Below are 15,187 nucleotides of genomic sequence, written 5' to 3' on the forward strand. Positions count from 1 at the left end.
CAGGATGATCTATGCAGACAGAGAGTATCTCACCGAACTTACAACGCAGTAAACGTTTTGCGACCATCGCGCTGGTGGTCGCGGTACTGATCTGGTTGGTACTCATGCTTGCTGCCAAGCTGCTGCCCGAATATGTCTGGCTGATTCATATCCTGATGCTCTCTGCAGAAGCCGGTGTGGTCGGTGGTCTGGCTGACTGGTATGCGATTACCGTACTGTTCCGTAATCCTTTTGGCCGCTTGCCGATCCCGAAATTTTTACGTGACCATACCGAAATCATTCCCCGCAACAAGGCCCGTATTGCAGAGTCGATGGGCCGTTTTGTGCAGGAAAATTTTCTCTCTCCGCAAATTGTACAGCGCAGTCTGGCCAGTACCGACCTGAGTCTGGCCGCGGGGCGCTGGCTGGCCAATCCACAGAATAATGCCCAGGTCACCCAGGTGATCCAGCAAACCGTGCCTAAAGTTTTTGAATTTGTCGGGCAGGAACAGATTGCCGGATTTATCCAGAATAATAGCGTGCAATGGGTCAAGAACACCCAGATCAATACCCTGGCCAGCGAGATGCTGCGCGCCGTACTCGAAAATGATTTCCATCAGGATGTACTGCAACGCGGCCTAGACGTGGTACATGCCTGGATGAGCTCACATCCTGAAGAAACCCGGGAACTGACCCGCAACCTGTTCAAGGAAATGGGAGTCTGGAAACTGGCCAAAGGCGCGAGCTGGATTGGAATTGATGTACAGCAACGCAGTATCGATTCTGTCATTCAGAGGGTTGAAGCGATGCTGGCCGACCCGGATCATCCTTGGCGGCTTAAAATTGAGGAAACTGGACATCACTGGATGTTGCAACTGGCCGACAACCACAGTGAAGCCAGCCAGCGTCTGAATGAAACCAAGGATGCCTTGCTCGATAGTCCGCAAGTGCTGAATTTTATCAGTGGCGCCGTGGTGATTTTATGTGATGCCATTAAAGAGGATTTGCAAAAACCGGATTCCGGTATTGCCGAGAATCTCAGAATTGCGATTCAGCAGGTGGGGGAAAATATTATCTCGAATGCTTCAGTACGTGAGCTGCTGAATAAACGTCTTAGCGGGATCGCGGTGGATCTGAGTGATCAGTACAGTGAAAAAGTGATTCGTTTTATTAGCGAGCGCATTCACGAATGGGATTCGACCGAAATGATCGACAAGATTGAAAATGAAGTCGGTGGTGACCTGCATATGATCCGGGTCAATGGTGTCGTGGTCGGTGCCTGTATCGGTCTGGTGCTCGGGATTATCCGGGCGGCGGTGGAGCATCTGATTTAAAAACCATTTTCTCTTTGATACAGCTTGGCTCTGCAGCAGAGCCAGGCGGTTTGAGATCTAATTAATTCAGCCTCTGTCAGGTTGTTTCAAGCAATCACTTGGGTGCTTGGGGGCCTGACATATCTACCAGCAGTCCGGTAAATTTGCGTACAAATGGCAATAAGGTCACCACGATTGGAAAGGCAATTGCCCAGGAAATCATCCAGTTATGAAACCAGAGCGCTATAAATCCATCGATCCAGCCCAAGTTGCGCAGCATATTGATCAAGGAAATAATGCCACTCATCAGGCAGGACAAAATAAATGGCACAATGATCAGTGCCCATTTTGCAGGAAGTTTAGGAATATTGCCGATAATGGTCGGACGTTGTGGTAAAGCCATGCTGACTCTTGTTAATTATTTTTCAGATCATCAATAATAAGCCAAATCCCGCACTTTGGAGGACTGATTTTTTTATTGGCAGCATTTTCTCTAAAACTGATTTCATTTTCACCAGATCCGTCCGGTGCTTTTGGGTTTACTGCACAAAATTTATGGCAGTTGATCGTATAAATTTTATTCCCTGGAAATGCTTTTACCTAAAGAGCATGAAATTTGCTATATTTGCTGTTTTTCTGCGACATTTATTTTCGACTGATTATGAACACGGCAATCCAAGCAGCTCTAGAACATGCAGTGCAATCCCTTCAAGCTGAAGGTGTCCTCCCATCTGACTGGAACAATACCAGCAGTTTGACGCGTACCAAAGACCGAACCCATGGTGATTTCGCGTCAAATATCGCGATGATTGCCTCTAAAGCTGCGGGTATGAAGCCACGTGATTTAGCAGAAAAAATTCTTGCTGCACTTCCTGAAGTAGCAGATATCAGCAAGGCAGAAATTGCAGGTCCTGGTTTTATTAACTTCTTTTTAAATGCAGACCAGCGCTTTGTGGTACTCGATCAAATTGCAGCACAACAAGAAACTTATGGCCGCACCCAGGTCAATGCTGACAAGCGCATTCAGGTTGAATTCGTCTCTGCCAATCCGACCTCTAGCCTGCATGTAGGTCATGGTCGTGGTGCAGCTTATGGGATGACCGTTGCCAATCTTTTAGAAGCGACCGGCGCCAAAGTTGACCGCGAATACTATGTCAATGACGCTGGCCGTCAAATGGACATTCTGGCAACCTCAACTTACCTGCGTTATTTAGAATTAACCGGTCAGGAACTGGTATTCCCAAAAAATGCTTACCAGGGCGACTATGTCAAAGAAATCGCGCAAAGCATTATTGACCAGCATGGCGATGCCTATGTCCGCTCTGTGGCTGATGTGTATAAAGACGTGCCGGAAGATGTACAATTTGCAGCTGAACTGGATGCAGATGGCAATAAGGTGGTGCTCTCTGGCGATAAAGAAAAACACATTGATGGTTTGATCTTTAATTCTCAGGCCTTGATTGGTACAGGCTACCGCGTATTCTTGCAGGCCGCACTGAAAGCGATTCTGGATGATATTAAAGATGACCTGGGCGAGTTTGGTGTCACTTTCAATCAATGGTTCAGCGAAGAATCATTAACCGACAAAATTGAAGAAGCCTTACAGACCTTAGATCAACGTGGTTTCCTGTACGAAAAAGATGGCAATATCTGGTTCAAGTCGACTGAATTTGGTGATGAAAAAGACCGTGTGGTGAAACGCCGTAATGGCCAGACCACCTACTTTGCCTCTGACATTGCCTATCACCTGAATAAATTACAACGTGGCTATACCGATATTATTGATATCTGGGGTTCCGATCACCACGGTTATATCGCACGTGTAAAAGCAGCGATTGATGCGATGGGCTATGACTCGAAGAAATTAACGGTGCTTCTGGTTCAGTTTGTCAGCCTGTGGCGCGGTGGCGAGATGGTACAAATGTCATCTCGTTCAGGTCAGTTCGTGACCTTGCGTGATCTGCGCAAAGAAGTCGGCAACGATGCTGCACGTTTCTACTATGTGATGCGTAAATCTGAACAACACATCGATTTCGATCTAGACTTAGCGGTGTCGCAAAGCAAAGACAACGCTGTATATTACATCCAGTATGCGCATGCCCGAATCTGCCGTATGTTAGAAAAAGCGGCCTCTACAGGCGTGAATTTTGACGCTGCGGCAGCGCGTACTCTGGCGGCCCGACTCGAGCTGGATGCTGAAACTGAAGTTCTGGCTAAACTGGCTGCCTATCCAGAAATTCTGGTGCGTGCTGCAAACAGCCATGAGCCACATCAAATCGGCAACTACCTGAAAGAGCTGGCAGCCTTGTTCCACGGCTGGTACAACGACAATAAAGTACTCGGTGATGATGCTGAACTGACTCAGGCGCGTTTACTGTTATCAGTGAACGTACGTCAGGTATTGCGTAATGGCTTAGAACTTTTAGGTGTGTCTGCGCCTGAGAGCATGTAAGCAAAGCACCGCTTTGCATGCTCGCAAGGCGAAAGCTTCGCTTGAGTAAGCATGTATAGATTGTTTTGCATGCTCGCAAGACAAAAGCTCTACTCGAAGCCACAACGAAAACTGTTGTTTTAGCTGTTCAGAAAATACCTGGCTAGATTCTGCCAGCTATTTGAAAAAATAGTTCAAGTATAAATCTGGTGTGCAGTTTGATCTAAATAATGACATTTGGATCTTAATCACATAGGATGAAATAATAGTCAGGCATAACCACTGTTATGCCTTTTCTATGAGGCAACCCCATATAGAGGAAATCCCAAGTGTTTGGAAAAACGCAACGCGGTGTATCTGAAAGACCGAATAAGCCTAAAAAGCCACTGATTCCGACCTGGCTCGGCACACTCGTGATCATTTTAATCGTGTTGAGTTTTTTAATGGCACTGATGTTGTGGAAGCCATGGGAACCGGTTAAGCCTAAAACTCAAACGACTGCAGCATCTGTCCAGGAAGAAGACACCAATAAGGATTACCGTTTTTACGATTTGTTGCCACAACAACAAGTAACTCCGATTCCTGAACAGGCGGTACCTGAAGCTAAAAGACAGGATACTGTGGTGATTGTAGAAGCACCTCGACCTGAAGTTCCTGAAGCTGCAGCAAGCACCGAACCTGGCTTGGAAGTCAGCGAAGCACCGGTTACAGCTCCGGTCAGCTATATTCTGCAAGTACGCAGCTTTGATGATCCGGATCAGGCCGATGCCCGCCGTGCGGAAATTATTCTGAATGGCCTGTCTGCTGATGTGGTCAGAAGCGTAGAAAATGGCAAAGTCTGGTATCGCGTGGTCTCAGGCCCTTATGACTCGGCTGATGCGGCACTGATTGCCCAGCAGACCTTGCAACACAGTGGCATTGATTCGATTGTGGTGAAACGCTAAAGATTTAAATGAGAAAAAGCGCCTGATGGCGCTTTTTTTGTATCCTTCCCTCTTTGGAAAAGGGTGAGGAGCATTGCTCCGCAAGGGAGGATTTATATCATTCAGGATTAATCCCCCTCGATCCCCCTTTGAAAAAGGGGGAGGATACAAGAGGCTAAAATCTTTAAACCGTATGCCCCAATGCTTCACCCATATTCACCAAAGAATTGGCCTTGAACGCGGCATCCCACTGCATTTTATGTTCTTCAAATAAAATCACTGCAGTTGAACCAAGGTAGAACCGGCCCAGTTCCGCACCTTTTTCCAGGAACAGATCATGCTGGTTTAACTCGATCCGACCAGAAGGTTTAACCTTGCCAGTAGCCACCGTTTCAATACCAGCCACAATCATTGCACCCACCAAGACCACGGCCATACGGCCAATTTCAGTATCAAACAGGCAGACCATGCGTTCATTGCGGGCAAACAGACCCGGAATGTTTTCTGCTGTGACCTGATTGACCGAGAACAGCTCGCCCGGTACATACAAAGTTTCAGTCAAAGTCCCTGCAAATGGCATATGCACACGGTGATAATCACGTGGTGACAAATATACTGTCGCAAACTCGCCATTTTTGAAGGGTTCAGCCAGTTGCGGGTCAGCAATCAGCGCTTCTACAGTAAATTTTTGACCTTTGGCCTGAAACACATCGCCATTTTCAATTTTACCCAGCTGGGAAATCGCCCCATCCGCAGGTGAAACAATACTGCTGGCATCTGGATCAACTGCACGAATCCCTTGTTTCAGGGCACGGGTAAAGAATTCATTAAATGATTTGAATTTCAAGGCATTGGCCTGTTCAGCAATCGACATATCAATGCCGTACTGTGCCTTAAAGGCAGTAATTACAGCCGTTTTGATAATCGGGTTTTCGCTGGCAGCAATTTTGCCGACCACACGAGACAGGCGATGTTGCGGTACTAATCGTTGAGCTTTAATAAAAAACTGTTGTTTTAAACGTGATGTGATGCTCAAGATGGCACCTCCCCTGTAGCGATTGGACTATTGAGGCGATTGCCCCATTCACTCCACGCACCATCATAGGCTCGAATTTTCCAGCCCAGTAAACGGCCCAGAATATAGGCCAAACCTGAGCGATGATGGGACTGGCAGTACACCACAACCGGCTGAGTCAAATCAAAGCCCAGTTGTTCCAGACGCTGCTGAGTACGTGGTAAAGGCTGCAATTTTAAATGATTTTGCCGGTTAAGGGCAGTACTCCATTCAAAATGACGTGCTCCCGGAATATGACCGCCGCGGCGCGCTGCCAGACGCAGGCCAGTATATTCATCTTCAGTGCGGCAATCCCATAGTTGAACTTGTTCATTTTCAATGAGCTGGTGTAATTCATCATAGCAAATCTGAAACTCTGATTTTTGCTCGAGATTGACAGGAACTAAATGACTCACCGGGCTAAATATTTCCTGATCGGACGAGGTTGGCAAACCTGCACCTAGCCAGGCATGAATCCCGCCATTCAATAGACTGGTATTTTCAAAACCCAGACAATGCAGATTCCAGAGTAAACGCCCGGCCCACGCCCCGCCCTCATCATCATAGGCCACCACATGATGCTCAGGCGAAATATTCAGATAAGCAATGAGGGCCTGCAAGCCTTCTACATCCGGCAATAGCCCCATCGTATGATCTTCCTGACGAACCAGCAGCTTGGGTTGTAAATGCAGGGCATGTGGAATATGCAACTGCTCATACACAGAAGCCCGGCTGAGGTCGACAATACGAAGTTTTTCATGGCCCAAATAGGGAACTAAATCTTCTGCCTCGATCAGCAGACCAAAATTAAAAGCTGAAGCTGTCATCGTTATCATGGCTATGATGGGTCAAATTGTTTTGATCTTAGCACAGCTCATTTTTACACTTATGCGGTTTCTTTTAAGATGATTAGCAGGATTTTAGATAAGTCATGCTAAAAATCCATCTCGTATAAAAAAACCGCCCCTGTAGCGAAGCGGTTTTTAAAATTGCTCATGTCTAAAATGTGCTTAAGCAGGTTCAGTGATCTCGAAAACCTGACGCAAATAAGCCAGGAAAGTATCATTATCAGTCATGGTTTTGCCTGGACTGTCCGAAATTTTTGCCACCGACTGACGGTTACATTCCACCAGTTTCAATACGATATTTAAGGGGGTTTGGCCCATGTCGTTGGTCAGGTTGGTGCCAATCCCGAAACTGACCTGAAAACGGTCTTTAAAGTATTGATGCAGTTTCCAGGCTTTTTCCAGATTCAGACCATCACTGAAAGTCAGCATTTTGGTTTTGCTGTCAATTTTCAGTTTTTTATAATGTGCATAGGCCTTGTCACCCCAAACATAGGGATCACCACTGTCATGACGCAGGCCGTCAAACAGTTTGGCAAAATACAGGTCAAAATCACGCAGGAAAGCATCCATACCGACCACATCAGTCAGGGCAATACCTAAATCACCACGATATTCCTGTACCCAGGTTTCCAGCGCAGATTTCTGGAAATTACGCAGACGCACGTCAAGCGCCTGAAATGCTTGCAGGAATTCATGCGCCATGGTGCCAATCGGGGTAATTCCCAATTCTTTCGCCAATAACACATTACTGGTACCACGGAAGACATGTGGTGCAGCCTTGTTGAATTCTTCTACCACATGCTTTTGCCATTCGAAACTATAACGGCGACGTGTCCCAAAATCCGACACTAAAAATGGCGGATCATGTGGATGTTGCGATGCATCGTATTCTTTTAATAATTGTATTTTCGCCTGTAAACGGCGCTCACCTTCAGCCAGCACTTCAGGACTACGGATCCGGCTAAAATACAGTTCATTGACAATTGCCAGTACGAAGATTTCAAACATCATCGCCTGAACCATCGGGCCTTCAATGGTGATATCTAAACGACCTTCGCTATCGATACTGGCCTGAATAAAACGGCGTTTCAGTTGAAACAGTTCCAGATAATCGACGAAATCGCTCTTGATAAAACGCAGACTTCTTAAATATTGCAACTCGTCTTCTTTGAAGTTGAGCTGACACAACAGATCAAGTTGATGATTGAGATCATCCAGAATATCCGTCAGTGGATAGACTGTATCTTCCAGATTACGACAACGGAAATGGTAGACACTATGCGTTTGCGGAAACTTGTGTAATACCACTTGTAACATGGTGAATTTGTACAAGTCAGTATCTAACAGGGAACGGATAATTGGAGCCATAACTAAGGAAATATCGCTGTGCTTATCTCAACATTAAAGCATAAAATTTTATGTAATATTGCAGGATTTACGTACAGCTAGCTGAATTCGCGACAAAAGTATCAGAGTATAATGGGTTTTATTTTGACAACTGGCCTTGGGTTTTCCCCTGTTCCTGAATGATTTTCTGCAGCTGTTTTTCCTGACCAATCACCTTGGCAAATTCGGCTGTGGTCTTTTGCCCGGTCTGCTTGGCTTGGGCATCACAGTCGACCTGACGCAGCTGTTTGGCAATGGCAAATTCCATTTTAAACAGTGCCCCCATCAATGCGGTATTACCTTTATTGTCGCGGGCGCAGCGATCAGCACCATGATTGAGCAAGGTCGTCACAATAGTTTGATGGCCATAATAGGTCGCCATCATCAGGGGGGTAAAACCGGCACTATTGCGTACATCAACCGGAAAACCATACTTGAGAAATTCATGAATCACTTCGTGATTGCCGGTTTTGGCTGCGGCAAAAAACAGCGCAACTAATTCCTGTTGTGAGCTCATCTGAATATTGTCCACAGTTTTAGCGGGGGAGATCTCCTTGGCGGTGGCCACGTTTGCGAATATGGAACCTATCGCGAGAATACTGGCTAAAACTGCATGCTGCATAGCTTTCATAATGAACTCCAACAGAAATCAAATAGAGACATGAATCGAAAATGATTCTATTCAGATTAGATAAGATGAGTAAAACGGAGTGCCTGTAGAACTCCCCCTAGGGTGCAGGAAAGGTTTGGAGTTCTACAGGACTTTGCGGAGGTGAATTCTTAAACCCTAGTCACCAATCCTGATCGACCAATCGAAATCAGTCTTTGAGTTGTGCTGCTTTGGCTTTGACCGTTGCGATGTTGCCCTTCACCGCTTTGGTCATACGTGTACCGTAGTCGGCATCTGCCTTGTAGAAATAAGACAACATGATGTGCTTGGTTTCTGAATCTTTTACTGCACCTAAGTCCGCAGCCAGGTTCATAATCAAGTCATCTTTCTCTTTGGCAGTATACGAACGGTACAGCTCACCTGCCTGCTTGAAGTTCTGCTCTTTCACACCGATTTGCTGTACATGACCCGATAATGGTGTTTGTACCGCACGTGCTTTTGCAGTTGCAGCTTTTGGCTCTTTGCGGCTTGGCTCATAGTTCACATCCGAGTCACGCTCAGACACGTTCATATAACCTTCCTGGTTGTTGTTATTTACAGCAACCACTGGACGGTTCACCGGAATTTGCTGGTGATTCACACCCAGACGGTACATTTGCGTATCTGAGTAAGAGAAGATACGGCCTTGTAGCAGACGGTCTTCCGATGGCTCAATACCCGGAACTAGATTACCTGGTGCAAATGCCGACTGTTCAGTCTCATTGAAGAAATTCTTTGGCATGCGGTTCAGGGTCAATGTCCCCACTTTCACTTCTGGAACTAAGTCAGTTGGCCAGATCTTGGTGGGATCAAGTGGATCAAAATCAAACTTGCCGAGATCTTTTGGATCGAGTACCTGGATATGCAGATCCCATTTCGGGAAGTTGCCGGCATAAATGTTGTTATAAAGATCATTGGTCAAGTGATTGAAGTCTTTGCCCTGTTGCACGGCAGCTTCTTTCACATTCAAACCCTTCACGCCTTGTTGCGAGCGGAAGTTGAATTTCACATATTTGTATTCGCCCTTGTCGTTATATAGCTTGTAAGCATGTACACCGAAACCGTCCTGTTCGCGGTAGCTGGTGGGCACACCTTGTTTGCCGTACACATAAGTCAGCATGTTGGTAGCCCATGGCTGGCTCGACAGGAAGTCAAATACACGGTTGGCATCTTGTACGTTTGTCACCGGGCTTGGCTTCATTGCATGAATGAAGTCCGGGAATTTGATCGCATCACGGATGAAGAATACCGGTGTCTGGTTACCGACCAGATCCCAATTCCCTTCTTGAGTATAAAACTTGATCGCGAAACCGTGCGGGTCACGCAGGGTTTCCGGTGAACCTTTACCATGAATTACCGTAGACATACGGACAAAAACTGGAGTTTTAGTACCAGTCTTGAATAGAGAAGCAATTGTTAAGTCAGACAGGTCTTTAGTTGCAACGAATTCACCATAAGCCCCTGTACCACGCGCATGTACCACACGCTCCGGAATACGCTCACGACCAAAACGTTGTAGTTTTTGTACCAATTGAACGTCTTGAAGCAAGACTGAACCATTTGGGCCTGCTGTGATTGAGTTCTGGTTATCACCGACTGGCGCGCCATTGTCTTTAGTTAGAGGAGCAGCTTGTGTGGCTGTGACAGTTGCAAGCATTGCAACCAGTAATGAACGCTTAAACATTTCTAAATCTCTCAATTTATTACCTTTCCTGCAGGTGCTAAGATATATAAAAACTAAAAATTGTTAAAACAGATTATTTTTATCACTTCAATCGTTTTAATGAATTTATAAAAATTAATCAATTGATTTTCAAATATTTAAAATTCATAAAAATCAGTATCTGATACTGCTTCAGGTTTTATTTTTGCTACAATCACGCCCATCTATCGTTATCAGTCAATATGTAAAATGCGTGCCTTATTACAAAGAGTTTTAGAAGCTAAAGTCGTGGTCGAGGGTGAAACTACGGGCGAAATAAATAAGGGAATTCTGGTTTTTCTGGGTCTGGGCAAGGACGACAATCTGGAAAAAGGTAAAAAGCTGATTGATAAGATATTGAAATACCGATTCTTTGATGATGAACAGGGCAAAATGGGCTGGAATATCAGCCAGGCTGGAGGCGGTTTACTGCTGGTTTCACAATTTACCCTGATGGCGCAAACCCAAAAAGGTTTACGTCCAGATTTTGGCCCTGCCATGCCACCTGCTGCTGCAAAAGAGCTGTATGAGCAACTGGTTGACTATGCAAAGTCACAATTTGAACATGTACAAACTGGTATTTTTGCAGCGGATATGAAAGTACATTTGGTCAATGATGGGCCGGTGACCTTTAATTTAGAAGTTGAATAGCGACATTATTTTCCACATTAAAAAGCCCTCAGATTCAGTAATCGAGATCAGGCAGGAAACTGTCTGGTTTTTTATTATTGTTATTCATAATGATATGGGATAGCTGGAAACCTCATCCCCAACGGTCTGGGGCATCAGGTGTATTGTACCGCAAGATTAGAAAATAATTGTTTCTGCAAAAGATTTAAAAAATTAAGGAGCTTAGATCTAAACTCCCTAACTGACTGGCATTACCCAGATTGAAACTGGCTGAATCCTGCCCTCAGCCCTCCTTGAAAAAGGAGAGGAAGTCAGGAGCAGAGTTTTATTTACCCGTTTTTTCTTTAATAAACGCCCGGGCAAATTTAATTTTTTCTTTGACCGGTTTGGGCAATTTGGGTGGAATCATCTTCGCCACCTGGTTAAACCAGACCAGCAGGCCAAAGTCACCTTCCATTTTGATGGTGCCACTTTGCATACCGGTCATGAATGCTGTCGGGTCACCTTTGACCAAGGTCTTTACACCCTGTTCACTATCAGCAAACTGCAATACAAAATCTGCTTTCTCTGCATCACCTGAAACCGTATCAATCTGGCCATTATTGACAATGATCTGACGTGCCATACCTTCATCTGTGCCAATCTGGATCCGGAATTGACGCTCATGTACCAGTTCAATAAATTTTGGGCTGGTACGTGCCAATTGCTTCATACGTAAAGCCAGACCCGCGACCAACAAGTCCAGTGGATCGGTACTCATATCAATAAGAGGAAGTTTTAACACAGGAATGGACGACAGTTTCATGGAGGATGCCTATTCTAATTGTACGAAAATTGACAAATATCCTAGCATAATTCTTGGCTAGGTTGATTAAGCAGTTTGTATCATATTTCTAAGCTAAAAAATGCACCCGTGGGTGCATTTTTTCTTTGCGATTTGTAGACTTAACGGCTCGAAAGCTGCTGCTGGTCATCTTCATAGACTGGCGTATGTTCGATACAACGGCGTTTTGCCAAGGCACGCTCTGCACGACGGTCTTCACGCAATAATAAGAAAGTGACCACCATCATGACTGCTGTCAATGCACTCAGATAACTATAGGTCATTGGCAGATCAAACCAGGCTTGTGTGCCTACACGAATCATCTCAATCAAGCCCCAGACCAACATCCCGGCTGCCATAAAACTCAACCAGCGACGATAAGGCGAGAAGAACACAGCAACTACAGCTGCAGCGACTAAACTGAAGCCCACGATCGTTGCTAAATTCGCTGTTACCATATAAACCCCTCCATCCAAATAGATAGTTTGCCTGTTTGATATTGCAACGGTTCTATCTATTGAATTTCGTTCAATCAATAAAATGGAATCTGTTGATTTGTATCTCTATGCCTGCATTATGCTGAGTTTTTTGCATAAAAAAAGTCCTGTGATCTGGTCTCACGACATACTTTGTCGCGATATTATATTGTCATTACATTTTTTGCTTTTGGCATTTTTGTGGATCAATGACTGTGTCAATGTTGGCGTGTCATTACAAAATTATCAGGGCTGTTATTGACTGAAAAAATTATTTTTCCGTTTAAGATGATCGATGTTTTTATAGTCAATCTTCTCTGCTGGCTTGGTCACCTTAGTACAAAGGCAATCAAAAAACGCGACCCTGAGGTCGCGTTTATTCTATCAAAAATAGTGTTTATGCCTGATTCAGGTCTTTATCGTGTACCCCGAGCAGATACAGTACCCCGTCCAGTCCCACACTGGAAATCGCCTGCGTGGCATTTTGACGCACCAGTGGCTTGGCACGGAAAGCCACACCGAGTCCTGCAATCGATAACATTGGCAAGTCATTGGCACCATCACCGACTGCAATGGTCTGTTCCAGGGAAATTCCCATCTCTTTGGCAATTTCGCCAAGCAATAAAGCTTTACGCGCGCCATCAACAATATGACCTTTGACTTCACCCGTGACTACGCCATCCTGAACATCAAGCGCATTGGCATGCACTTCATCAATATCCAGTTTGCCTTGCAGATATTCGGCAAAGTACTGAAAACCACCCGACAGAATTGCAGTACGGTAACCCAATGCTTTTAAAGTCGAAATCAGGCGTTCAGCACCCTCGGTAATGGTCAGGCGCTCGGCAATTTTCGGCAGTACCGATGCATCCATGCCTTTCAATAAAGCCACACGGGCACGGAAACTGGCCTGAAAATCAAGTTCACCTTGCATGGCGCGTTCAGTAATTTCAGCAACCTGCGCACCGACCCCTGCTTCAATCGCCAGTTCATCAATCACTTCCTGTTCGATCAGGGTCGAGTCCATATCAAAACAGACCAGACGGCGGTTACGGCGATAGGCATTGTCTTCCTGAACCGCAACATCGACATTCAGTTCACTGGACAAACGCAAACAGGCAGCACGCATGGCTGCGGCATCCAGCATTTGTCCTTTTAAACCAAATTCGATACAGGCACGTTTCGGACCGGTACTGCTGCCATCCAGGGCCGGACGGCCAGACAGACGGGTTACGGTTTCAATATTAAAACCCTGAGTCGAGACAATCTGGGTCACGGCCTGCAAATGAGAGGCATTTAATTCAGGGGCCAATGCCGTTACGATATAACGTGTGCGCCCACCCTCTTTGACCCACTGATCATATTCAGTCGCAGAGATCGGTTTAAAGCGCACAGTTAACCCGATATCATGTGCTAGAATCAGGATTTCCTTCATGGCTAATGCTGTCGCCGTCTGGTCATCAGACGCTACAACAATACCTAAGGTTAACTGATTATGAATAACCGCTTGCCCCACATCTAAAATCTGTAGGGAATGGGCGGACAAAACCTGCATTAATCGTGTAAATTGATTAGGCTGGTCAGGTCCTAAAAATGATATAAGAATGATTTCTCGCATGAATTGACTCGGGTCTGAGCTACAACTATTGTTAGAATCATAATCGAAATTGAACAGAATTGCCTTGGAAGTTTACGTTGAATGCGCCTAGACAAGGGCTATTTGCTAGCCTATTGATTGTAAGTTTTGCTCTGCATACCTTTTTACTGGTATTGGCAACCACTCACCAACTGAATGAAAACCGCACCAGTCAGGGGCAGCTGATCACCAGTCAACTGGTGACAGACAGCCTGTCCGAGCTGGAACCCGCCAATCGTGTTTCTCTGGCTTTGCTGGCAAATCGTTATGCGACCAACCCGAGTGTGGCTTCGATTCGAATTCTGGATGCGAAAGGTCAGGTTTTAGCCACCGGCGGACTGACCAAAACTCGTGATGGTGAAGTTTTTGTCCGTGATGCACTGCAAAACGAGAAAAAAGTCGGTCTGATTGAAATCACCCTGATTGAGCCAAGTATGGGTGAAATTCTGCGGACGCAATGGCTGGCGATTCTGTTCTCTTTCATTATTCATGCTTTGATTTGGGTGGCGTACCGCGCGATCGCGCGTCCTAGCCGAACCGAATATCTGGCACGCATTAACAATGAATCCCGTTTAAAATTCGAGATTCAGACCCTGACCCAAGCTCTGGAACAGGAAAAGCACAATGCTGCGCTGGCCATTGCCCAAGCCCAGCAGGCAGTAAAAAATAAAGCCAAAGAAAAAGAACATAAGCCAGCTGTACTGGAAAGCGATAGCCTGAGCTTGAATATCCAGTTCTATGATCCAAAACAGTTACTCGATAGCGTGAATAAAACCGTATCGGTGCCTTATTTCAACCTGTGTCAGATTTTCCTGAATAAAGCCACTGAACTCTGTGTGCAGCGCTACAAACTGAATGGCAGTGATATTAGTACTGTGCATAAATTTGATGAAAAAGGTGCCACTATCAGCATTGCGGCAGACAAGCCAAATGCCTTGGCCTGCCTGACCATGATCAGTGCGGTATTCCAGTTACTCTCGGAGGTACTGTATAAACGCTATCGTGAAGAAAAACGTTTTGTACTGCAAACCCGTAGTGCAATTGCGTCTAAAGTCGAGGAGATGCAGCTCAGCTCGGTGCAGGCCTCTGAGCGTCTTAGCCAGCACCTGGTCGCAAAAGAAAGTGCCTTACATGTCCCGAATAGCTTGCTAAAAGATGTGAGCGAACATTTCCAGCTGGTCAGTATGCCGAATCCAACCAATGTCCTGACCCGTCATGCCTTTGTGGTAAATGGCATGGATGCAGAAACGGCTGAACTGGCACAGACTTTTAGAACCGAGATTTTAAAATCCAAACAGTCCAAAGCCTCATAAAGGTTGTACAGTACAAAGCCCGAC

14 protein-coding genes are annotated in these 15,187 nt (G+C 45.6%); 5 read left to right on the plus strand and 9 right to left on the minus strand.

Features of this window, described 5'->3' with window-relative positions:
• Positions 1-11 precede the first annotated feature (11 nt).
• Positions 12-1,313 carry a DUF445 domain-containing protein gene (locus CWI32_RS02375; protein WP_100534545.1) on the plus strand — a complete coding sequence of 434 codons (1,302 nt, stop codon included), beginning with the start codon at positions 12-14 and terminating at the stop codon, positions 1,311-1,313.
• A 94-nt stretch (positions 1,314-1,407) separates the two neighbouring features.
• Here the strand turns inward: CWI32_RS02375 and CWI32_RS02380 are convergent, their stop codons facing one another.
• The gene (locus tag CWI32_RS02380) at positions 1,408-1,695 is read right to left on the minus strand and encodes a DUF2798 domain-containing protein (protein ID WP_100329529.1); all 288 of its coding nucleotides are present in this window, start codon (positions 1,693-1,695) and stop codon (positions 1,408-1,410) included.
• A 258-nt stretch (positions 1,696-1,953) separates the two neighbouring features.
• On the opposite strand from CWI32_RS02380, the gene argS reads away from it, so the two are divergent.
• Positions 1,954-3,744 carry an arginine--tRNA ligase gene (argS, locus tag CWI32_RS02385; RefSeq protein WP_100534546.1) on the plus strand — a complete coding sequence of 597 codons (1,791 nt, stop codon included), beginning with the start codon at positions 1,954-1,956 and terminating at the stop codon, positions 3,742-3,744.
• A 308-nt stretch (positions 3,745-4,052) separates the two neighbouring features.
• A complete protein-coding gene (locus CWI32_RS02390) occupies positions 4,053-4,667 on the plus strand; it encodes an SPOR domain-containing protein (protein WP_074383835.1) in 615 nt (204 codons plus the stop codon).
• 163 nt (positions 4,668-4,830) lie between these two features.
• Here the strand turns inward: CWI32_RS02390 and asd are convergent, their stop codons facing one another.
• The 5 genes from asd to CWI32_RS02415 form a co-directional block, all read right to left on the minus strand.
• Positions 4,831-5,682 carry an archaetidylserine decarboxylase gene (gene asd / locus CWI32_RS02395; protein ID WP_005173321.1) on the minus strand — a complete coding sequence of 284 codons (852 nt, stop codon included), beginning with the start codon at positions 5,680-5,682 and terminating at the stop codon, positions 4,831-4,833.
• Positions 5,679-6,527 carry a sulfurtransferase gene (locus tag CWI32_RS02400; RefSeq protein WP_100534547.1) on the minus strand — a complete coding sequence of 283 codons (849 nt, stop codon included), beginning with the start codon at positions 6,525-6,527 and terminating at the stop codon, positions 5,679-5,681. The genes asd and CWI32_RS02400 overlap by 4 nt, the downstream gene beginning before the upstream one ends.
• Positions 6,528-6,710: 183 nt before the next feature.
• Positions 6,711-7,916 carry a nicotinate phosphoribosyltransferase gene (pncB, locus tag CWI32_RS02405; RefSeq protein ID WP_100357001.1) on the minus strand — a complete coding sequence of 402 codons (1,206 nt, stop codon included), beginning with the start codon at positions 7,914-7,916 and terminating at the stop codon, positions 6,711-6,713.
• 118 nt (positions 7,917-8,034) lie between these two features.
• Positions 8,035-8,565 (minus strand): ankyrin repeat domain-containing protein, encoded by a 531-nt coding sequence (locus CWI32_RS02410; RefSeq protein WP_100534548.1) that lies wholly within the window; start codon positions 8,563-8,565, stop codon positions 8,035-8,037.
• Between the two features lie 187 nt (positions 8,566-8,752).
• Positions 8,753-10,267 carry a catalase gene (locus tag CWI32_RS02415; RefSeq protein WP_100534549.1) on the minus strand — a complete coding sequence of 505 codons (1,515 nt, stop codon included), beginning with the start codon at positions 10,265-10,267 and terminating at the stop codon, positions 8,753-8,755.
• A 228-nt stretch (positions 10,268-10,495) separates the two neighbouring features.
• On the opposite strand from CWI32_RS02415, the gene dtd reads away from it, so the two are divergent.
• On the plus strand, positions 10,496-10,936 hold the full coding sequence (dtd, locus tag CWI32_RS02420; protein WP_100534550.1) for a D-aminoacyl-tRNA deacylase: 441 nt from the start codon (positions 10,496-10,498) through the stop codon (positions 10,934-10,936).
• Positions 10,937-11,240: 304 nt separating this feature from the next.
• Here dtd and CWI32_RS02425 read toward each other — a convergent pair whose 3' ends face one another.
• From CWI32_RS02425 to serB, 3 genes are all read right to left on the minus strand, one after another.
• Positions 11,241-11,720: an SCP2 sterol-binding domain-containing protein gene (locus tag CWI32_RS02425; protein WP_100329538.1), complete on the minus strand. Its 480-nt coding sequence runs from the start codon at positions 11,718-11,720 to the stop codon at positions 11,241-11,243.
• Positions 11,721-11,860: 140 nt separating this feature from the next.
• A complete protein-coding gene (aciT, locus tag CWI32_RS02430) occupies positions 11,861-12,196 on the minus strand; it encodes a ciprofloxacin tolerance protein AciT (protein ID WP_074383829.1) in 336 nt (111 codons plus the stop codon).
• A 415-nt stretch (positions 12,197-12,611) separates the two neighbouring features.
• Entirely contained in the window at positions 12,612-13,832 is a 1,221-nt protein-coding gene (serB, locus tag CWI32_RS02435; protein ID WP_100534551.1) for a phosphoserine phosphatase SerB, read from the minus strand.
• A 77-nt stretch (positions 13,833-13,909) separates the two neighbouring features.
• On the opposite strand from serB, the gene CWI32_RS02440 reads away from it, so the two are divergent.
• Positions 13,910-15,163: a hypothetical protein gene (locus tag CWI32_RS02440; RefSeq protein ID WP_005173336.1), complete on the plus strand. Its 1,254-nt coding sequence runs from the start codon at positions 13,910-13,912 to the stop codon at positions 15,161-15,163.
• Positions 15,164-15,187: the final 24 nt, after the last annotated feature.

Origin of the sequence: Acinetobacter pseudolwoffii, from assembly GCF_002803605.1 — a bacterium.
GTDB lineage: Bacteria > Pseudomonadota > Gammaproteobacteria > Pseudomonadales > Moraxellaceae > Acinetobacter > Acinetobacter pseudolwoffii.